The 20,741-nt window shown below is 70.7% G+C and carries 14 protein-coding genes; 6 read left to right on the top strand and 8 right to left on the bottom strand.

The annotated features are described in order from the left end of the window. Positions 1-5: 5 nt before the first annotated feature. Entirely contained in the window at positions 6-3,614 is a 3,609-nt protein-coding gene (gene mfd / locus ABD912_RS16515; RefSeq protein WP_345152494.1) for a transcription-repair coupling factor, read from the bottom strand. Between the two features lie 320 nt (positions 3,615-3,934). Between mfd and ABD912_RS16510 the strand changes: the two genes are divergently transcribed. Next, entirely contained in the window at positions 3,935-4,435 is a 501-nt protein-coding gene (locus ABD912_RS16510; RefSeq protein WP_345152492.1) for a DUF2505 domain-containing protein, read from the top strand. A 60-nt stretch (positions 4,436-4,495) separates the two neighbouring features. Further along, positions 4,496-4,951 (top strand): VanZ family protein, encoded by a 456-nt coding sequence (locus tag ABD912_RS16505; RefSeq protein ID WP_345152491.1) that lies wholly within the window; start codon positions 4,496-4,498, stop codon positions 4,949-4,951. Here the strand turns inward: ABD912_RS16505 and lepB are convergent. The 6 genes from lepB to ABD912_RS16475 all read right to left on the bottom strand — a co-directional run bounded on the left by lepB (position 4,914) and on the right by ABD912_RS16475 (position 11,907). Beyond that, a complete protein-coding gene (gene lepB / locus ABD912_RS16500; RefSeq protein WP_345152489.1) occupies positions 4,914-5,633 on the bottom strand; it encodes a signal peptidase I in 720 nt (239 codons plus the stop codon). The two genes, ABD912_RS16505 and lepB, sit on opposite strands and share 38 nt — an antisense overlap. 71 nt (positions 5,634-5,704) lie before the next feature. Further along, a complete protein-coding gene (gene sufU, locus ABD912_RS16495; protein ID WP_345152486.1) occupies positions 5,705-6,166 on the bottom strand; it encodes a Fe-S cluster assembly sulfur transfer protein SufU in 462 nt (153 codons plus the stop codon). Then, positions 6,163-7,485, bottom strand: coding sequence for a SufS family cysteine desulfurase (locus tag ABD912_RS16490; RefSeq protein WP_345152484.1), 1,323 nt, complete (start codon positions 7,483-7,485; stop codon positions 6,163-6,165). Before ABD912_RS16490 ends, sufU begins: the two co-directional genes overlap by 4 nt. A gap of 139 nt (positions 7,486-7,624) precedes the next feature. Further along, positions 7,625-9,061 carry a glycerophosphodiester phosphodiesterase gene (locus tag ABD912_RS16485; protein WP_345152483.1) on the bottom strand — a complete coding sequence of 479 codons (1,437 nt, stop codon included), beginning with the start codon at positions 9,059-9,061 and terminating at the stop codon, positions 7,625-7,627. A gap of 83 nt (positions 9,062-9,144) precedes the next feature. Beyond that, a complete protein-coding gene (locus ABD912_RS16480; protein WP_345152480.1) occupies positions 9,145-10,476 on the bottom strand; it encodes a hypothetical protein in 1,332 nt (443 codons plus the stop codon). After that, positions 10,477-11,907 (bottom strand): tyrosine-protein kinase domain-containing protein, encoded by a 1,431-nt coding sequence (locus ABD912_RS16475; protein ID WP_345152479.1) that lies wholly within the window; start codon positions 11,905-11,907, stop codon positions 10,477-10,479. A gap of 205 nt (positions 11,908-12,112) precedes the next feature. On the opposite strand from ABD912_RS16475, the gene ABD912_RS16470 reads away from it, so the two are divergent. The 4 genes from ABD912_RS16470 (at position 12,113) to ABD912_RS16455 (ending at position 17,866) form a co-directional block, all read left to right on the top strand. Then, complete coding sequence (locus ABD912_RS16470; RefSeq protein ID WP_345152478.1) at positions 12,113-13,336, top strand: glycosyltransferase; 1,224 nt, start codon at positions 12,113-12,115, stop codon at positions 13,334-13,336. Continuing rightward, positions 13,333-14,916 carry a lipopolysaccharide biosynthesis protein gene (locus ABD912_RS16465; protein WP_345152475.1) on the top strand — a complete coding sequence of 528 codons (1,584 nt, stop codon included), beginning with the start codon at positions 13,333-13,335 and terminating at the stop codon, positions 14,914-14,916. Before ABD912_RS16470 ends, ABD912_RS16465 begins: the two co-directional genes overlap by 4 nt. Beyond that, positions 14,913-15,863, top strand: coding sequence for a glycosyltransferase family 2 protein (locus ABD912_RS16460; protein ID WP_345152472.1), 951 nt, complete (start codon positions 14,913-14,915; stop codon positions 15,861-15,863). Before ABD912_RS16465 ends, ABD912_RS16460 begins: the two co-directional genes overlap by 4 nt. Before the next feature lie 125 nt (positions 15,864-15,988). Beyond that, positions 15,989-17,866, top strand: a complete 1,878-nt coding sequence (locus tag ABD912_RS16455) for a right-handed parallel beta-helix repeat-containing protein (protein ID WP_345152469.1) — start codon at positions 15,989-15,991, stop codon at positions 17,864-17,866. A 132-nt stretch (positions 17,867-17,998) separates the two neighbouring features. Here the strand turns inward: ABD912_RS16455 and ABD912_RS16450 are convergent, their stop codons facing one another. Continuing rightward, positions 17,999-20,734, bottom strand: a complete 2,736-nt coding sequence (locus ABD912_RS16450) for a PKD domain-containing protein (RefSeq protein WP_345152467.1) — start codon at positions 20,732-20,734, stop codon at positions 17,999-18,001. Positions 20,735-20,741 lie beyond the last annotated feature (7 nt).

Below are 20,741 nucleotides of genomic sequence, written 5' to 3'. Positions count from 1 at the left end.
GGGGCTCAGTCCTCGAAGATGGCCCCTACGACCTCCCCCGCCCAGGCGAGGATTTCGGCGTCCACCTTGTCGCGTCCGCCCACCGGGGCGGTCTTCGGCTTGGGGACCAGCACCGCGTTCAGGGCCGGCTTCACCTGCGCCCCCTTGTACATCCGGGCCAGGCGCATCTGCCGGGACTCGGGCAGGTCCGCCGGGGCGAACTTGATGAAGTTGCCCTGCATCGCCACGTCCGTCAGCCCGGCGGCCCGCGCGCGCACCCGGAACCGGGCCACCTCCACCAGGTTCACCACCGGGGCCGGCGGCTCGCCGTAGCGGTCCACCAGCTCCTCCACGACGGCGTCGATCGCCTCGGGATCCTGCGCGGCGGCCAGCTTGCGGTAGGCCTCCAGGCGCAGCCGCTCCCCCGGCACGTAGTCGTGGGGCAGGTGCGCGTTGATCGGCAGCTCGATCTTCATGTCCGCGGGCTTGTCCTCGGCCTCGCCCTTGAAGTCGGCCACGGCCTCGCCGACCAGCCGGATGTACAGGTCGAAGCCGACGCCGGCGATGTGGCCCGACTGCTCGCCGCCGAGCAGGTTGCCGGCGCCGCGGATCTCCAGGTCCTTCATGGCCAGCTGGAAGCCTGAGCCGAGCTCGTTGTGGGCGGCCACGGCCTTCAGCCGCTCCAGCGCCACCTCGCCCAGCGGCTTCTCCGCGTTCCAGAGGAAGTAGGCGTAGGCGCGCTCGCGGCCGCGGCCCACGCGCCCGCGCAGCTGGTGCAGCTGGGACAGCCCGTAGGCATCGGCCCGGTCCACGATCAGGGTGTTGGCGTTGGAGATGTCCAGGCCGGTCTCGATGATGGTGGTGGAGACGAGCACGTCGAACTTCCGCTCCCAGAAGTCCACGATGATCTGCTCCAGCCGGGACTCGCTCATCTTGCCGTGGGCGACCTCCACCCGCGCCTCCGGGACCAGCTCGCGCAGCTGCGCGGCGACGCTGTCGATGGAGGAGACGCGGTTGTGCACGAAGAACACCTGGCCCTCGCGCATCAGCTCGCGGCGGATCGCCGCGGTGACCTGCCGGTCCGTGTAGGGGCCCACATAGGTCAGGACGGGGTGGCGCTCCTCCGGCGGGGTGGCCAGCGTGGAGGTTTCGCGGATGCCGGTCAGCGACATCTCCAGCGTGCGCGGGATCGGGGTGGCGGACATGGCCAGCACGTCCACGTTGGTGCGCATCTTCTTCAGCGCTTCCTTGTGCTCGACGCCGAAGCGCTGCTCCTCGTCGACGACCACCAGCCCCAGGTCCTTGAACTCGATTTCCTTGGACAGCAGCCGGTGCGTGCCGACCACCACGTCCACCGACCCGTTCCGCAGCCCTTCGATGACGTCCTTGGCCTCCTTGGCCGTCTGGAAGCGGGAGAGCGAGCGCACCCGCACCGGGAAGCCGGAGAACCGTTCGGTGAACGTCTCGTGGTGCTGGCGGGCCAGCAGCGTGGTGGGCACCAGCACGGCCACCTGCTTGCCGTCCTGCACGGCCTTGAACGCGGCCCGGACGGCGATCTCCGTCTTGCCGAAGCCGACGTCGCCGGAGACCAGCCGGTCCATCGGAATCTCGCGCTCCATGTCGGCCTTGACCTCGTTGATGGTGGTCAGCTGGTCGGGGGTCTCGGTGAACGGGAACGCTTCCTCCAGCTCATGCTGCCACGGGGTGTCCTTCTGGAAGGCGTGCCCGCGCGAGGCCATGCGGGCCGAGTACAGCCGGATCAGTTCGCCGGCGATCTCCTTGACGGCCTTGCGCGCCTTGGACTTGGTGCTGGACCAGTCCGCGCCGCCCATCTTCGACAGGGCCGGCGTCTCGCCGCCGACGTAGCGGGTGACCTGGTCCAGCTGGTCGGTGGGCACGAAGAGCCGGTCCCCGGGTGCCCCGCGCTTGGCCGGCGCGTATTCGAGCACCATGTATTCGCGCACGCCCGCCTCGCCCGATCCGGTGGCGACCTTGCGCTGGATGAGCTCAACGAACTTGGCGATTCCGTGCTGCTCGTGCACCACGAAGTCCCCCTCTGCCAACTGCAGGGGGTCGACGGCGTTGCGCCGCCGGGCGGCCAGCTTGCGTCCGCTCTTGGCCGCGTAGGCGCTGGAGCGGCCCAGCAGGTCGGCCTCGGTGAGCAGGCCCAGCTTGAGTCCGTCGAAGACGAAGCCGCGTCCGGCCACCGCGGTGGTGATCTCGATGATGCCCTCCTGCGGAGGCTCCTCCAGCGAGGGCACCCGGTGGCAGGGTATGCCGGCGTCGTGGAAGAGTTCGGCGAGGCGCTGGGCCGGCCCCGGGCCGTCAGTGACGACGACGACGCGCCAGTCCTCGCGCACGCGCGAACCGATGAACTCCATCATCTCGGCGACGTCGCCCTGGTAGCCGCGCGGTTCGCGGGCGGCCAGCCGGATGCTGTCCACCTCCGGCAGCAGTTCCTCGTCCTGCCCCAGCGAGGTGACCGACCACCAGCTGACCCGGCCCTCCAGCGCGGCGGCGCGGGTGTCGGCGAGCGTGGCGAAGTTCCCGGCGTCCAGGGAGGCGGAAACCCCCTCGGCCTGCAGCAGGTCCACGGGGGCCGCGCCGCCGTCGGAGGCGGTGGACCAGGCCGCGGCGAGGAACTCGGCGTTGGTTTCGGAGAGGTCGTGGGCGCGGGCGCGCACGCGTTCGGGCTCCATGACGACGGCGATGGAGCCGCGCGGCAGCTGGTCGACGAACGGGACCATCGCGTCCACCAGCACCGGGGCCAGGGACTCCATGCCCTCGACGGCAATGCCGCCGGCGATCTTCTCCAGCATGTCCGCGGCGGCCGGCATCGCCGCTTTCAGCTTCGCCGCGCGGCTCATCACCGCGGGGGTGATCAGCAGTTCGCGGCACGGCGGGGCATGCAGCTCGGTCGGGCCGGCCGGGCCGTCCTCCCCTGCACTGAAGGAACGCTGGTCCGCGACGGCGAACCAGCGCATCTGCTCGACCTCGTCGCCGAAGAACTCGATGCGCACCGGGTGGTCCTCGGTGGGCGGGAACACGTCGAGGATGCCGCCGCGCACCGCGAACTCGCCGCGGTGGGTCACCATGTCCACGCGCGCGTAGGCCGCAGCGGCCAGTTCCCGCACCACGTCGCCGAACGGCTTTTCCTGCCCCACCTTCACGTCCACCGGGGAAAGGTCGCCGAGCCCGGCAACCAGCGGCTGCACCACCGCGCGGATCGGGGCCACCACGACCTTCAGCGTGCCGTCCGGGTGGGCGAGCCGGCGGAGCACCGCCAAGCGCCGGCCCACGGTGTCCGAGCGCGGGGACAGCCGTTCGTGCGGCAGCGTCTCCCAGTTCGGGAACTGGGCGACGGCGTCGGCCGGCAGGTAGGCGCCCAACGCCGCCTCGAGGTCCTCGGCTTCGCGTCCGGTGGCGGTGACGGCCAGCACGATCGCGGCGGCGCCGTCCGCCCCTTCCGCGGCCAGGCCGTCGACGGTTTCCGCGACCAGGGCCGCACGCAGCCCGGCCGGGGCGGCCACCTCAAGGTCGGGGCTGCGGTCCGCGAACGGGCGCGCCGCGTGGGCGCGCACGCGGGCATAGGAGGGATCGGCCGCGAGGGCGGCGCGGAGTCCAGCAAGAGCCATGGGGCGGTGTTCCTTCCGGGGGCACGGCGGAGCGCACGTGGAGCCCGGAATCGTCGTCGAATCCCGGGCCGTTAACAGCCTACCGCCGGTGCGGCCGGCCCGCTCCGGAGGCGCCGGTGCGCCGGCCGTGGCCCCGCCTCCCACCCCTCGGCGGTGCGCGCGGCGGGTACCGCGCCCCCACCTCCCACCCCTCGCTGGCGCTCGGGGCGGGTCCCGCGGCGGGTACCGCGCCCCCACCTCCCACCCCTCGCTGGCGCTCGGGGCGGGTCCCGCGGCGGGTACGCTTAGATCACGAAACCGCAACGATGGAGGACGCCCCCATGGCCCTGAACGCCACCACCACCCTGCCCTACACCCCCGCCGAAGTGGTCGCCACCTTCGCCGACCGCGCCTTTGTGGAGCACCTGGGCACCCAGGTCGGCGGCACGCTGAAGGACTTCACCGTCTCCGGCGACCTGGCCGGGGCCTTCGAGTCCGTCACGGTGCGCAGCGTCCCGACCGACCGCCTTCCGGAGATCGCCCGCAAGTTCGTCGGCGCCTCGGTGGACGTCACCCAGCGCGAGGCGTGGTCCGCACCGGCCGCCGACGGCTCCCGCGAGGCCAACGTCACCGTCGAGGTCTCCGGCATCCCGGTGAACGTCTCGGCCGTCCAGCGCGTGGCCGCCGCGGCCGGGGGCAGCCGCGTGGACCTGGAGGGCGAGGTCTCCTCCGGCATCCCGTTCCTGGGCGGCAAGATCGCCAGCGCCGCCGAGCCGTTCGTCGGCAAGGCGCTGAACCTGCAGGCCGCCCAGGCGAAGGCTTGGCTGGAGCGCCAGGCCTAGGCGGGAACCCTGCTTCGACGCAAGCGCACCCTGCTGGGCCACCTGCCGCTGCTGCGGCGGGTGGCCTGGCTGGTGGTGCCGGCCATCTGCTACGCGGTTTGCCTGCTGCTGGTGGTCTTTTGGCCCGTTCCGGTGGACCGGGACGCGGGCGCGGACCTGCTGCGTGCCCTGGACTGGCTGCACCGGCACGGGATTCCGGAATGGTTCGACTACGCGCTGGTCGAATGGCTGGCCAACGTGGCGATGTTCGTGCCGTTCGGCTTCCTGCTCGCGGCCGCCCTGCGGCCGCCGCACTGGTGGATCGCGCTGCTGTCCGCGGCGGCCGCCAGCGCCGGCATCGAATGGGCCCAACGCCAATTGCTTCCGGAACGGTACGCCTCGGCGGCCGACATTGCCGCCAACACGCTCGGCGCACTGGTCGGGATCGCCTTGTGCGGCCTCGCGCTGCTGGCCGCGGCGGCCCGATCCAGATTCAGGATCAGAAGGCGCGCCAGTCCGACGGCGGCCAGGCCTTGAGCACCACCTTGCCGACGACGTCGGGCGGGGAGACGAACCGGGCACAGGTGGCCTGGGCCTCCCGGTCGCGGCCCCGGCAGGTCGCCACCGAGTCCGAGGACGTGCTCCGGTGGTCGCCCAGCACCAGCACCTTGTCCTCCGGGACCGCGATCGGCCCGAAACACCGGAACGAGGCCGGCGTGCTGGCGCAGTCTAGCGTTCCGGGCGCGAAGTCGAAGTCCTCGTACAGGTAGTCCTCCGCCAAGGCCTGGCCGTTCACCGTGACCGCCCCTTCCGGGGAGCAGCATTCGACGGTGTCGCCGGGGGCGCCGATCACCCGCTTGACCAGGAACTTCTCATTGGACGGCCCGATCCCGGTCAGGTCGCCGAAGCCGCGCAGCACCCGTTCGGCCACGTCCTGCTCGTTGGCCAGGAACTCCTGCTCCCACGCCGCGTCCGCGCCGAACACCACGATGTCGCCGCTCGGCGGCGCCCCGCCCCCGTAGGCCAGGCGGTTGACCAGGATGCGGTCGCCGACGTTGAGGGTGGTTTCCATCGACCCCGAAGGCACGCTGTAGAGCTTGACCAGGAACATCTGGACCAGCGCCACCACGGCCACCGCCACGACGACGTTGACCAGGGTGAGCAGCCAGAGGGGAAGGTGCCTGCGTTCGTCCCCTGACGTGCGCCGAAGTATTGCCATGGGCACAGTTTACGTGCGCCCGAGTGTGCACACTGGCCCTCGGCACCTTGACGCCGAAGGTGGGTGGAAAGCTAAGCGGCGTTCCCGGGGGCCGCGGTGAGCAACGCACCCTCGGCGGCCACCCAGGCGAGCATGGCGCACTTGACCCGGGCCGGGAACCGGGAGACGCCGGAGAAGGCTGCGGCGTCCCCGAGCAGTTCCTCGTCGCCCTCGCGGGTTCCGCGCGAACGCATGGTCTCGCGGAATTCCTCGAGCATGTCCGTGAAGGTGCCGCGGTCCTCCCCCTGCGCCAGTTCCACCAGCGCGGAGGCGGAGGCCATCGAGATCGAGCAGCCGTTGCCTTCCCAACTGATGCGGGCGATCGTGTCCCCGTCGGTCTCCACGCGCAGCCGGATCTCGTCGCCGCAGATCGGGTTGTGCTGGTGTGATTCGCCCCAGGCGTGGCCGGCTTCGGCCTCCTTCAGCCCATCGCCGACGCGCCGCTTGGCGTGGTCGAGGATGATCTGCTGGTACAGCTGTTCAAGGCCGCTCATGCTTGTGCTCCAAAGAAGCCGCGGACACCGGAGACGGCGTCGAGGAACGCGTCCACGTCCGCGGTGGTGTTGTAGAGGTAGGTGCTGGCGCGGGTGCTGGCCGAAACGCCCAGGGCGCGGTGCAGCGGCTGCGCGCAATGGTGGCCGACGCGCACGGCGACGCCGCGGCTGTCCAGGAACTGGCCGACGTCGTGCGGGTGCACGCCCTCGACCTCGATCGTGGCGGTGCCGATGCGCTCGGCGCCGGCCGCCGGGCCGAGCAGCCGCACGCCGGGGATCTGCGCCAGGCCGGCGGCCATGCGCCGCCCGAGGTGTTCCTCCCAGGCCGCGACCCGGTCCATGCCGATCTCCGTCAGGTAGGAGGCGGCGGCCGCCAGCGCGACGGCCTGCGAGGTCCGCTGGGTGCCGGCCTCGAAGCGCGTCGGGGCCGGCAGGAACTCCGCCCTCTCCATGGTCACCGTAGTGATCATGGATCCGCCGGTGAGGAAGGGCGGCATCGCGTTGAGCAGTTCGCGGCGGCCGTAGAGGGCTCCGATGCCGGTGGGTCCGAGCATCTTGTGCCCGGAGAAGGCCAGGAAGTCGACGTCGAGGGCCTTGACGTCCACGGGCAGGTGCGGGACCGACTGGCAGGCGTCGAGCACGGTCAGCGCACCGACGGCGCGGGCGAGTTCGACCAGCGCGGCGACGTCGTTCAGGGTGCCCAGGACGTTGGAGACGTGGGCGAAGGCGAGCACGCGGGTCCGCTCACCGACGATGTCCGCGGCCAGGTCCATGCGCAGGGCGCCGTCGGCGGTGACGGGGATGTACTTGAGCGTGGCACCGGTGCGGAAGGCCAGTTCCTGCCAGGGGATCAGGTTGGCGTGGTGTTCCAGTTCGGTGACGACGATTTCGTCGCCGGGACCCAGCCGGAAGCGCTCGGCCGCGGCGCCGCCGCGGCCGGCGCTGGCATTGGAGAAGGAGTAGGCGACGAGGTTCAGCGCCTCGGTGGCGTTGGAGGTCCAGACCAGTTCGTCGGCGCCGGCGTTGATGAACCGGGCAACGGTCTCGCGGGCTTCCTCGAAAACGTCGGTGGCCTCGACGGCGAGGCTGTGGGCGCCCCGGTGCACGGCCGCGTTGTAGCGCTCGTAGAAGTGCTGCTCGGCTTCCAGCACGCACTGGGGCTTCTGGGACGTCGCGCCCGAATCGAGGTAGACCAGCGGGGCGCCGTTGATCTCGCGGGACAGGATCGGGAAGTCGTTGCGGATGCGCAGGACCTCGGCGTCGTCCAACGCCGGGGCGGCGTTCCTGGTCGTGGTGGCGGCGGGTGGCACAGGCACCATGGGTCCTCCTTTGGGCCGGTCGCGTTTGCTGCCTGCGATTACGCAAGACAAGTCTGCTGTAATCATCCCATGCCGGGCGCGCGCGGTCATGTGAGCGGTACCTAAGTTGGCGCAGGCGCCCCGCGCCCGGAGTACTTCGCTAGGCGCGCACGCTGATCGAGCGGAACTCCACCGGCGGTCCGCCTGGGTAGTTGCGGCACAGCGAAAAGTAGCCGCCGCGGTAGGCCGAGTCCTGCACCGTGACGCTGGCCTCCACGGCCGCTCCGGCCGAATCCGGCCCGGCCAGCCGGGAGATGGTGATCTGCTGCGGGGTGACTTCCACGGCCAGCCGCAGCCAGGTGCCCGGCACCGGGACCGGCGTGGGCACCGTGGCCAGCGAATAGGCGGAGACGGTGTCCGTCACCCGGCCGAAGAGTTCCAGGAGCCCGTCCTCCCGGACCACCAGGTGGTAGCCGGAACCGCTGCCGGGCTCGCGCACCCGATAGGGCAGGTCCGACTCCTGGCCGAAGGCGATTCCGGCGTGTTCGCCCACCCTGGGTCCGCGGTCCGGCCAGCGCAGCTCGAAGCCCAGGGTGTAGCTGCCGGCGGTGACAGGACACAGCGAGCCCATGCAGTAGCTGGTCTTCTCCGTATGGTCCAGCAGGATCGAGGACATCTCGGGACGGATCGTTGGCTGGTGGCTCCAGGCCAGCGCCCACGGCAGGTCCCCGACGCCGCGCAGGCCGGTCACGAACTGGTCCGTGGTGGCGTTGGGGGCATCGGTGCTGACATAGGGGTAGTTCGAGGTCATCAGCCCCGCCACCCCCAGGCGCAGCAGGCGGTCGCGCAGCCAGCGGGTATGGACCTCCCAGCAGATGACCGGCTTGCCGGTGGCCACGAACCGGGAAACCACCTCGTCCGAGGCGCTGTGGTGGAGGCCGAGCAGGTCGAACCTGCCCGCGAACTCATCCAGCCGGCCGAAGTCCTCCTCGGTGAAGTATCCCCAGGTCCGGTAGCCGCGGGCCGCGGCCCGCTGGTAGCGGCCGGAGCCTGCCGGCTGCTTCCAGACGAAGTGCTGCCGGGAGTCCGGGTAGCTGTCCATCAGGTCCAGCAGGGCCTGCGTGTTGGTGCCCTGCTTGTCTTCGATGAAAATGACCCGGTTCCCGGCATGCGTGTCCAGCACGCTCTTCAGGTCCGGGATGGGCAGCTGGGCGCTGCCGGGGCCCAGCCAGGGCCGCGCGTTGTTCAGCACCCCCTCCAGCTGCCGCTGTTCAAGATCCGCGATCCGCCGATCCACCCCGGTCATCCGCAACAGGTCCGGGTCATGGTGGCAGACCAGCACTCCGTCCGCGGTGGCCTGCACGGACACCTCGATGGCCGCGGCCCCGTGCGCGGCCGACTGCCGGTAGGCCTCGGCGGTGTGCTCCGGCCAGTTGTCCTGGGATCCGCGGTGGGCGATGTGGAACGGCCGCGCCGCAAGGAGCCCGTCCAGCGTGTGGACGGCATCCCCGCCCGCCGCCGGAGGGCTGCTGCCGCCCGCACCTCCGCCGCAGCCGGACAAGCCCAGACCGGAAGCAGCCAAGCCGGACGCGGCCATCACCAGCAGTTGCCTGCGGCTGGGCCGGAGCGTCGAGGAACCGCTGGCCGGGCCGCTCGCCCGCGGACCCGGCACCGCGTCCGTCACCGGACCGCGGCGGCCCGCATCGCCGCCGCCAGTTGCGCCTCCACCGGCCGCAACGCCGGGCCGGCCCGGCCGCTGGATGCCCCGGCAGCAGCCTCGTCCGGGACGCTGGTCTGCCGGCCCGCCAGCACCAGCAAGGCGAGCATGGTCCAGATCAGGATCCCGGCCACGGAACGGGTGGCCAGCGCGCTGTAGGTCTGCACGATCACCAGCCCCATCAGCGTCCCCAGGGCCAGCCCCGGACAGGCCCGCTGGCGCCAATTGCGCGCAATCAGCACGGCCATCACCCCGAAATACAGCAGGGCGAACACCACCCCGATATCCACGGCGTACATGAGGAAGGAGCTTTCCAGGCTGGTGATCAGGCCGCCCGCGGCGGACACCCGGTAGCTGGCCGACATCCCTTCCCCGGCCACCATGAAGTCCTGCCAGCGGCTCAGGAAAAATTCCAGCGCGTCCGCGCGCGCCGCGGTGGAGCCGGTGTCGTCGGCGAACCGTTGCGCCACGCCCGCCGACACGGTGCTGCTCGCCGCAAACCAGGCCGCGGCGGCAAGCAGGGCAGTCAGCGGAACCTTGCCCTGCCAGGGGATGCGGCTGCGCAGGACCGCGAAGACCGCCACCAGCGCGTAGGCAACGATTCCCAGCCGCGACTGGCTGGCCAGCACGCCGGCGCCAAAGAGCACCAGCATCGCCAACTGCAGGACCGGGCGGCGCAGGCCTGCGGCCAGCGGTGCGATCATGCACAGCGCCAGGGACAGGGCCAAGGGCTGGTCGATGGTGCCCATCCAGCGGTTGTCCTCGGGATCGAACCAGTACTGGGTCAGGAAGCCGGATTCGTAGAAAATCACCTGGCCCATCAGTGTCTGGGCAAGCGCCACGATCGAAACGGCCGTCCCGAGTGCCACCAGCAGGTTTTTCAGCATTGCCAGTAGTCCGGAATCGGGCAGTCCCGCGGCCAGGATGAGGAGGAAGAAGATTACCGGTGCCAGCAGTTGGTCCACCAGCACCACGAAGCTGCCGCGGTGGATCACGGTCACGGTGACCGCGGCTCCGGCAACGAGTGCCAGCGCCAGGAAGACGTGCACCTTGTGGGCCACGGCCGCCGCCATGGCCCGGGGGTTGTGCAGCAGCTGCACTCCCGCGCTGGCCGCGATCAGCCAGGTCGCCGGATGGAAGGACAACGGTCCGCCCACCTCCCCGGTGACCAGGCGGCTGCCGACCACCGGGACGGCGAACCAGGCCAGCACCACGGCGGACAGATAGAGTCTGGGGCGGTTGCGGGTCAGCACCGCAACCACCACGCAGAGGACGATCCAGGCAACCAGTTGCATCTAGGACCGCCGGCCCGCCGTGTCCGCGTCCTCCTCGAGGACGTGCTTGGCGGCGGCCTCCGTGTCCTGCGCTTCCGCCTCCGACGCGGCCTCGGACCGCTGTCCTCCGGCGTACGTCCGCACCTCGGCCCGGCTGAGCGGGAGGGCGTTCAGGGTGGTGCCCACCACCGTGGCCTGCACGGCCTTCAGCGCGTTCAGGCCGACGGCGATGTCCTCCAACGGCGTGCGGCCGTACCTGGCCACCATGATGGCGCGGTCGGACAGCGCGGCGGCAACGGCCGCGTCCGCGAACGGCAGCAGGGAGGTGGTGTCCAGCACCACCACGTCGTAGTCGGCACGGGCCTGCTCCAGCAGCTCGGCCATGGCCGGGCTGCCCAGCAGCGGTGCGGAGTTGCCGATCCGGCTGCCGGCCGGCAGGACATCCAGTCGCGGCCGGTAGTTGCTCCGCACGGTGCCGGCCGGCGTCGGCAGCGACAGTGCCTCGGACAGGCCCGGCTCGGCGGGGATTCCCAGCCGGTGCGCCAGGGTGGGGTTGCGCAGGTCCGCCTCCACCAGCAGCACCCGCTCCCCCGCCTCGGCCAGGGCCAAGGCCAGGTACAGCGCCGTCGTCGTCTTGCCGTCGCCGCGCCGCGGCGAGGTCACCGCCAGCACCGAATGGCCGCTGTAGTCGGGTCCGAAGCGCAGGCTGGTGCGCAGCCGACGGGCGGATTCGGTCAGGACCAGGCTGGTTCCCGGGTCCGCGCCGGACTGCGGCCGGCGCACGGCCCGGTCCAGCGGGATGGTGGCCAGAAGCGGAAGGGCCGGCTCCAGTTCAAGCTGCCGCGGCGAGCGGACAGTTTCATCGGCCTGCCGCTTCAGGATGACGATTGCGGCGCCGAGCACCAGCCCGGCCAGGATCCCCAACAGCAGGTTCAGCTTGGGCCGCGGGGTTACCGGTTCCTTGCCCAGCTGCGGTTCCGACACCACGTTCAGGACGGTCTGCGGCTTGGCGCTGTCCGCCTCCAGGTCGTTGACCAGCTTGCCGAAGTTGGTCGCCACGGACTCGGCAATGGCCAGGGCCCGGTCCGGATCCGCGGCCCGCACGGTCACCGTGAGGCTTTGCTGGTCCGGATTTCCGCTGGCGGAGATAGCCCCGGCCAGCTGCTCCTCCTTCAGCGGCTCGTCGCTGGCGCGCACCAGCTGGGTCATGAACTGCCGGCTGGTCATCAGCGCCGTGTAGGAGTCGATCCGGCCCCTGACCAGTTCGTCCGCCTCCAGCGCCGACTGGTTCTCGCTGGACGGCGCCACCACGAAGAACCCGATCTTGCTCTCATACTGCGGCGTGGAAGCGGCAGTCGCCCCCACGGCCAGCGCGGCGCCAAACGCCGCGCAAATCAGCACTTTCCACCAGCCGTGCACAACGGCCTTTAAATACCCCATTAGCTCAGACATGCTTCCCCCCATCGAAGCGTTCCCCCCAGTGCCAGCACGCATCCTTGTATGTATGCTGTCTGCCACATCGTAGTTGCAAGGTCCGTGACCTTGGCTAGACCTGGGCAAGAAAAATCCGAGCTTTCGGTCCTTGTCCCGTTCGCCGCCCTGCGTCACGGCGTCATGTTCATCGGCTGCCGGACGGCAGCCATCTGGGGGGAATGAAATGACTTCGATCGATGCTGCAGCGCGCGCTTTGCGCGTGCTGGTGGTTCATCCCGCAGCTGACCTGTATGGTTCCGACCGGGTGCTGCTGGAAAGCGTGCAGGCGCTGCTGGACCGGGGGGACCAGGTTGCCGTCGCCCTGCCTCGACCGGGGCCACTGGTGGACCAGCTGCGCGGCCGGGGCGCGCTGGTGGAATTCTGCCCCACCCCGGTCTTGCGCAAGTCCCTGCTCTCCCCCGCCGGCCTGCTGGGCCTGGCGGTGGAGGCATCACGAGGCCTCTACCGGGGGGCCGCGCTGCTGCGCCGCTACCGCCCCGACGCGCTCTACGTGAGCACGGTGACCATTCCGCTGTGGCCCCTGCTGGGCCGGTTGGCGCGGGTTCCCACGATCACGCACGTGCACGAAGCCGAACGCCACGATGCCCGCCCGTTGCGGGTGGCGCTGGCCCTGCCCTTGCTGCTGGCGCACCGGATCATCGCAAACAGCCTCTTCACCGCCTCCACGCTGGAGGAATCACTGCCGGCGCTGCGCGGCCGCGCCCGCGTCCTCTACAACGGAGTGCAGGGGCCGGCGGCGCCGGAACCGGCACGGACATCTCTGGACGGCGGCCTGCGGGTGGTCTACGTGGGCCGGCTTTCCCACCGCAAGGGCGTGGACGTCGCGGTGGAGGCGGTGGCCCAACTGCGCCGGCGCGGCGTGCCCGCCACGCTGGACCTCGTCGGGGACGTGGTCCCGGGCAAGGAGGACTTCGGGCGGAAACTGCACGAGCGGGTGGCGGAATTGGGCCTGGCGGCCGATGTCACTTTCCACGGCTTTCACCCCAACATGTGGTCCTTCCTGGCCGCCGCCGATGTCGCGGTCGTTCCCGCCCGCCTGAACGAGTCCTTCGGCAACACGGCCGTGGAAGCCGTGCTGGCGGCACGGCCGCTGGTGGTCAGCGGCACCTCGGGACTGCGGGAGGCCGCCGCCGGCTTCGCCTCCGTCCAGTTCACCCCGCCCGGAGACGTGGCCGCGGTGGCCGACGCGCTCGAACGCGTGGCCAGGGACTGGGACACCTTCCGCGCCGCAGCGGCGCTGGACGCTGCGGCCGCCGTCGAACGCCATGCCCCGGCGACATACCGGCGGGGCATTGCCGGGTTCATCACCGCCGCAGCCCGAAGGGAAGCACGCGACCAAGTCCCTTGGCCCGCCCTGGAAGCCGCCGTACCGGGCACAGCGGAATGAGCGCCCCGGCCTTTGCCGGGCGCACCGCCGCGCGGGGCATCCGCTGGAGCCTGGGCGCGGTGCTTGCCAAACAGGGTTTCCAGATGGTCTTCGCCGTGCTGCTGGCCCGAATCCTGGGCCCTGCCAGCTACGGCGTCATCAGCGCCGCCACCGTCTACATCATGTTCATGACGCTGTTGCTGGACCAAGGCCTCTCCGCGGCGCTGATCCAGCGGGAAACGGTCACGCGGCGCACGGCCGGGGCCACCGCCACGCTGAACCTGATGATGTCCCTTGTCCTGGGCCTGGTGACCGTGGCGCTGGCACCGCACCTGGCCGCGTTCTTCCGCGAGCCCGGACTGGAACCGGTCCTGCTGCTGCTGGCCCTGGCCTTGCCGCTGAAGGCGCTGGCCATCACTCCGCGGTCGATGCTGGCCAGGAACCTGCATTTCCGCGGCATCGGCGCCGCCGACATCGCCGCCGCCGCCGCCGGGTCGGCAGCCGGCATCGCCGCGGCCCTGCTGGGGGCCGGGTACTTCGCCGTCGTCCACCAGGTGCTGCTCACCGACCTGGTGACCGCCGCCACGCTGCTGGCCGTGGCCCGCGGTCCCGCCCCGAACTTCCATCTCTCCGAGGTCCGCCCGCTGCTGGCCTTCAGCGCCAGCGTCTTCACCACCAACTGGCTGGCCTACTTTTCCCGGAACACGGACAACATCCTGATCGGGCGCGTGCTCGGCGTGACGGCGCTGTCCTACTACGGCATGGCCTACCGCATCATGGTCATCCCGATCCAGCTGATCGGCCAAACCGTCAACCGGGTCATGTTCCCGGCGATCTCCCGCGCCGCCGGAGACCGGGAAGTCGTGGCGGGGTACCTGGTCTCCGCCACCCGGCTGCTCGCGGCCCTGTCGATTCCCCTGATGGCGTTCGTGGCCTGCGCGGCGCACGACCTGGTGCTGGTGGTGCTGGGCCCGGCCTGGCTGCCGGCCGCGCCGCTCATGGCGGTGCTGGCGATCGGCGGCGCCCGGGAGACGCTCTTCTACATCACCCCGCCGCTGATGAAGGGCCTGGGACGTGCAGGGCTGAACCTGCGCTACGAACTGTGCGCCTTCGCCGTCCAGGTGGGCGGGATCGTCGTGGGCCTGCAGTTCGGGCTGCTCGGGGTGGCCGTGGGACTGGTCGGTGCCGGCTTCCTGCTGGTCCCGGTGCTGCTGGCCCTCCAGAAGCGGCTGTGCGGAGTGCGCATCCGCACCCAACTGGGGGGCATCTGGCCGCCGCTGCACGCGAGCCTGTGGGCCGCGGCGGCCTACCTGGCCCTCCCGGCCGCGCTGCAGGGCCTGCCCCGCCTGGCCGTGGGCGGCCCGGCCTTCCTGCTGGTCCTCGCGGCGGTCCTGGGCCTGGTCCACCGCCGCTGGCTGGGGGCCGTCCTGAGCACGGCAGGCGCCCTCGGAGGCGGCAAAAAGAAGGCACGCACCGGCAGGCATGTGCGAACCGGCCCGGCCGCCCCCACCACTCCCGTCCCATCAACCACCGCCGGCACATCCGTGCCCGAGGACACCAGCGACCCGGAGCCGACCCGGGCAGTAAGGAGCATTCCATGACTGAAAACGCCACCGCGGATGACGTCGTCATTGCCGTGCTGACCTACCGCAGGCCCCAGGACATCGCCCTCGCGCTGCCCCGGCTGGTGGAGCAGGCGGCCAAGGCGGAAACGGCACGGCCCGCCTCGGTCCTGGTGATCGACAACGACCCCGAGGCCAGTGCGCGCCAGACGGTGCAGCGGATCGCCGATCTGTCAGGGCCGGAGGTCCGCTACGTCCACGAGCCGCGGCCGGGGATCGCCGCGGCCCGCAACCGGGCCCTGCGCGAGGCCGGCGACGCGCGGCTGCTGGTGTTCATCGACGATGACGAGGTGCCCTCGGAGAACTGGCTGAACCATCTGCTCAGGCTCTACCGCAGCACCGGGGCGGCCGCCGTCGTCGGCCCCGTCATCTCCGAATTCGCCGCCGATCCCAGCCCATGGGTCAGCGCCGGCGACTTCTTCCGGAGGCGCCGTTTGCCCACCGGTACCGAAGTGGACGTCGCGGCCACCAACAACCTGCTGCTGGACATGCAATGGATCCGGAACCTGGAACTGGAGTTCGACGAGCGGTTCGGCATCACCGGCGGCTCGGACACGCTCTTCACCCGTTCGTTGGTCAGCCAGGGCGGCCGCATGGTCTGGTGCGACGAGGCCATGGTGGTGGACATGGTGCCGCCGGGCAGGCTGACGCGGGACTGGGTGCTGAGGCGGGCGCTGCGTACCGGAAATTGCACCAGCAGGGTCCATCTGGAACTCGCACGTGACGGAATTCACACCCTGGCCGTCCGGGCGCGCCTTTTGGGCCCCGGCTCGGTGCGGCTGGCGGGGGGTACAGTGCGCTACCTCACCGGCAAACTGACCCGCTCGCTTCCCCACGAAGCCAAGGGATTGCGTACGGCGGCGCGGGGGCTTGGAATGGTGTCGGGAGCCTTGGGCTACGTGTACGCCGAGTACCGGAGGAAATAGTCGCCACCCGGGGCGCATATCCCACGGGGGTTCCTCCGGGCGGAAGGGCGGGCTTGGACAGCGGTAACGATTGGATTACGATCGACTCCGTTGTCCGGCTTCCCCCGACTCTTAGGTTCAGATAGATGCATACCGCCCCCAAGGCACACAAGACTCCCTCACACCGCGCAACCGCTTCCCCGGCCCACCGCGCCCCGGTTTCCCCCCTGCGGAAAGCCGCGGGCCCGCTGGCCCTCTTGGCTGCCGCCGCCACGCTGGCGGCGGGCTTCACGGTGTCCGCCCCGGCAACCGCCGCCGGAACCACCGTCGCCAAGGACACCTTCGGCCGCACCGTCGCCAGCGGCTGGGGGGCCGCCGAGGCCGGCGGCACCTGGACGTCCTCTTCCGGCCTCAGCGTGGCCAGCAGCATCGGCAAGATGACCATGAACGCCGGACAGGGCCGCAGCGCGACGCTGAAGAGCGTCTCCGCGACCGGTGCCGACACCATGGTGACCGCCTCCCTGGACAAGCTGCCCTCCTCCGGCGCCACCTACCTGTCCGTGAACGGCCGCACCGTGGGCGCCGACCACTACCGCGCCAAGGCGAAGATCGGCGCCGACGGCGCCGTCCGCCTCGATGCCGCCCGCGAGACGGCCGGAGCGGAGAAGGCCCTTGCTTCGGTCACGGTGCCGGGCCTGACCTACAAGGCCGGCCAGAAGCTGAACATCAAGGTGCAGGTCACCGGCAGCAACCCCACCACGGTGGCCGCCAAGGCCTGGATCGCCGGCACCACCGAGCCTTCGAGCTGGCAGGCCAAGGGCCAGGACTCCACCGCGTCGCTGCAGAAGGCCGGCAGCGTCGGGCTGGGCGCCTACACCTCGTCCTCGGCCACGAACGCGCCGATCACCGCCACCTTCGACAACCTCACCTCCGCGACGGTGGGCACCTCGACCGGCACCACGACGCCCTCCACGGGCACCACCACTCCCTCCACCGGGACCAGCACGGCACCGTCCACCGGCACCTCCACCGGGACCACCACGGCACCGTCCACCGGGACTTCCACCACCACCGCGAGCAGCCGCAGCTCGCTGGTGGCGGGGACCTACAAGCCGACGTCCGCCACCACCGGCGTGCCCTCCGGCACCAAGCTGACCCCATACAACACCAGCGGGGCGGACCTGGTCATCACCAAGGACGGCACCGTCCTTGACGGCCTGGAAATCTGGGGCGACATCAAGGTCCGCGCCAAGAACGTGACGATCAAGAACAGCAAGCTGCACGGCGGCAAGGCCCACCCGGCCAATGCGACCGGCATCATCGACGCGAACAACGCCAACGTCACCAACCTGGTGGTGCAGGACAGCACCCTGGATCCGCAGCGTCCGTCCTACAACCGGGACGGGATCGTGGGCCACGACTACACGTCCCTGCGCAACCACATCTCGCACACCAATGACGGCCTGGGCATCTTCAACCGCCCCGGCGGCCCGGTGACCGCCAACGTCACCGCCTCGGGCAACTACATCCACACGCTGACGTTCTTCGACAAGGACGCGGTGCACACGGACGGCACGCACAACGACGGCATCCAGGTCCAGGGCGGCGAGAACATCAAGATCGTCGGCAACACGGTCGACGCGTTCGTCCAGACCGGCGCCGGCAGCACCGCGAGCCCCCGCGCGCCCTACGCCGGCATCGGCATCATGCTGCAGCAGAACGTGGCCAAGCTGAAGAACGTGGTGGTGGAGAAGAACTACGTCAACGGTGGCCAGACCGGCATCAACATCGACCACACCGCCTCCAAGCAGAGCAACATCACGGTGACGGTGCGGGAGAACAACATGGGCCGGGACCAGTGGGACTTCGGCAAGGGCTCCATCGTCCCGATCCGCATCATCAGCAAGGCCAACAGCACGGTGACCGGCCTGTCCACCAACCGCTGGGCGGATACCAAGGCGCTGCTGACCGTGGGCAAGACCAGCAACAGCACCACCACCGGTGGGATCTTCTACAACTCCTAATCCGCGCACGCCGCATCGGGGCCACGGTCCGGAGCACCGGGGCGGGCAGGACCTCCCAGGGTCCTGCCCGCCCCGGCCCATTTCGTGCAAGGCACGTTTCCGGGGCCCGGCCTGCGGCGTTGGATGGCGCCGTTAGATGGCGATACCCACGTCCGCCCGGCCTGCCGGCGTGGCTGCCCGAGCCTGGGCGTCCGGCTCGTCCGGGACCACCGGATCGACCGGGTCCGCCGGAGCCTCCGGATCGACCGGGTCCGCCGGGGCCTCCGGATCGACCGGGTCCGCAGGAGGCTCAGGAGCCGCGGGGGCATTCGGATCGACCACCCGCAGGTCGTCGAACCCCACCACCACTGGCGTGTTGGTGGTGGAACCCGAAATGTAGGCACCCAGCCCCACCGCGCCCGGCACCTGCAGCGCGGCGGTGCCGTCCGTGGCCTGGGCCTGCCAGTTGGCCGGTTCCGCCGCCCCCACATGCCAGGCCTTGGCCCGGATAAGCGTGGGATTGGTCCCGGTCACCTGCACGCGGACATTCACCTGGTTCCCTGCGGCCAGCGCCCCGGCGATGTTCGCCTGGCCCAGCGTGGTCTGGGTGCCCGCCTGGCGTGCCACAGCCAGGGTCAAGGTGCCGTTGGAGGTCGCCTTCAGCTGGGCCCAGTACCGGTTGGTGCTGTTGATGTGGCGCCCCGTGACGGAGATATAGGTCCCCGACCCGTTGCCGATGGGTGTGGTCGAAACCTTGACCGTGGTGTCGGTGGATGTCTCGGCCAGGTCCGCCAGGTACAGGCTGGGTCCCTGCCCGGCGGCGGACATCCGGATCCTCCCCTGCCCGCCGGACACCGAGAAGTAGGACGAAGACCCCAACTGCGTCCACGCCCCGCCCGTGTCCGCGCTCCCCCAGCCGGCGGCCAGGTTCCGCCCGAAGGCATCCTCGGCCAGCGCCCCGGCCGGCGGGACCTGGGAGACGGTGACGGTGCTGGAGGTCGAGTTCGTGGCGCCGTCGTCGTCGGTCACCGTCAGCCCCACCGTGTAGGTGCCGGCCGCCGCGTAGGTGTGCGACGCCGTAGCGCCGGTGGCCGTGCCGCCGTCGCCGAAGGTCCAGGCGTAGGAGGCGATGGTGCCGTCCGTATCCGTGGAGCCGGATCCGTCCACCGAGACCGCCAGCCCGTTGGCCGAGGAGGTGAAGCTGGCGGTGGGCGGGGTGTTGGCCGTTCCGCCGCCGACGGGGACGTTGACCGTCACCGTGTCCCCGCGGGTCTCGTTGCCCAGCGGGTCGACCGCGAAGATGCGGTACGAGTGGGTGCCGGCGGCCAGTCCGGAATCAATGAACTCCAGCGTGGGCCGCTGCCAGAAGGTCGATTCCCGGGTCACCTGCCCGGCCGGTGAGGCCGTGTTGCCGTCGCGGATGATCCGGTAGGTCAGGTTGGTGTTGTCCCGGTCCCAGTTCGCCTGCCAGCGCACCCGCACCGTGCCCGGGGACAGGTAGGTCAGGGTCGGAATGAAGTTGGCGCCGCTGACCCGCGGCCCGTCCAGGTTCGGAGCCAGGGACCGGACGGCGAAGCGCACCAGTCCCTGCTGGGGACGGCCGTTGACGTTGCGGAACTCCCCGGACATCACCACGTACTGCTCGTTCCCGCCCACGGCCCAAGGGCCTTGGCTCTGCCCGGAGGCGGTGCCGGTGTCCATGTCGGGGAACCAGTTGAGCATGGACGGCGCCGCCACCCCGGTGAAGCTGGGGTAGCCGTAGATGTCCCGCGTCATCACCCCGGTGGCCGCCTTGCTGAAGGCGACGGCGCGGTGCCAGGTGCGCGGGGTGGTTTCCGGGAAGCCCCCGAAGTTCCCGCAGTAGTGGGGGTGGCCGGCGACGTAGACCGCGGTGGAGGAGGCCCAGACCCCGTAGGAGTCCCCGTGGCAGTCCTCCACCCAGCGGATGTTGCCATCCGACCAGTTGGCGGAGAAGGCGCCCTCGAGGTTGCCGCCGGTGCCGAAGATGTATCCGGTGCCGTAGACGTTGGTGCCGTCGGAGGACAGCGAGAGGATCGCCGAATCGTTGCCGCCGTTGCGCACCGTGTTGTTGGCGTTGAACGGCACGGACGCCCCCGTGGTGGCGTCGACCCGGCCGAGCCCGTAACCGGGGCGGTTGGAGCCGTTCAGGGTGGTGAATGCGCCACCAACGACCACTTGGCTCTGGTCCGGAGAGGCGACCAGGGCGTTCACCCGCAGGTTGGCGGAGGGGTTCCAGCCCAGCAGCGCACCGTCGGCCGGGCGTGCCGCGGCCAACCGCGTGCGCGAGGCGGAGCCGACGTTGCCGAAGTTCCCGCCGATGTAGACTGCCGAGTCCGTCACGGTGAGGGCGCGCACCTGTCCGCCCACGGCCGGGCGGAAGCTGGTGATCAGCGCCCCGGTGGTGGGGTTCAGTGCCGCCACCCGCCAGACCTGTGTTCCGTTCACCGAGGTGAAGTCCCCGCCCACGTAGATCCGCGAGCCGTCCGGGGACGCCGCGATGGTCAGGGCCTGGGCATTCAGGGACGGTGCGAAGGTCGTGATCAGCGCCCCGGTGGTGAGGTTGTAGGCCATGATGTTGTTGCGCACCACCGTCTGGGATCCCGGCGCGGCGCCCGCCGGCCGCGCCCTGGTGAAGCGGCCGGCCACGTAGACGGTGTTACCCACCACCACCTGTTGCCAGGCGACCCCGTCGTGCTGCGCCGTGGGCAGCGGATCCGAGGACACCGTCACCGGGGTCCGCGGATCGTCGGGGTTGACGGGGGCGGTGTCCGCCATCGTCGGGGCGGCCCCGAGTATCCCCAAGGACGCGGCCAGCACAAGGCCAACCGCTGCCGCAATCCACCTTCGTATCGTTGCTGCGGGTTTCATGGTCATC

It is taken from the genome of Arthrobacter ginkgonis, from assembly GCF_039540195.1.
Lineage (GTDB): Bacteria > Actinomycetota > Actinomycetes > Actinomycetales > Micrococcaceae > Zafaria > Zafaria ginkgonis.
Note: the sequence above shows the minus strand (reverse complement) of the source record. Positions and strands in the feature narration are given on the sequence as shown.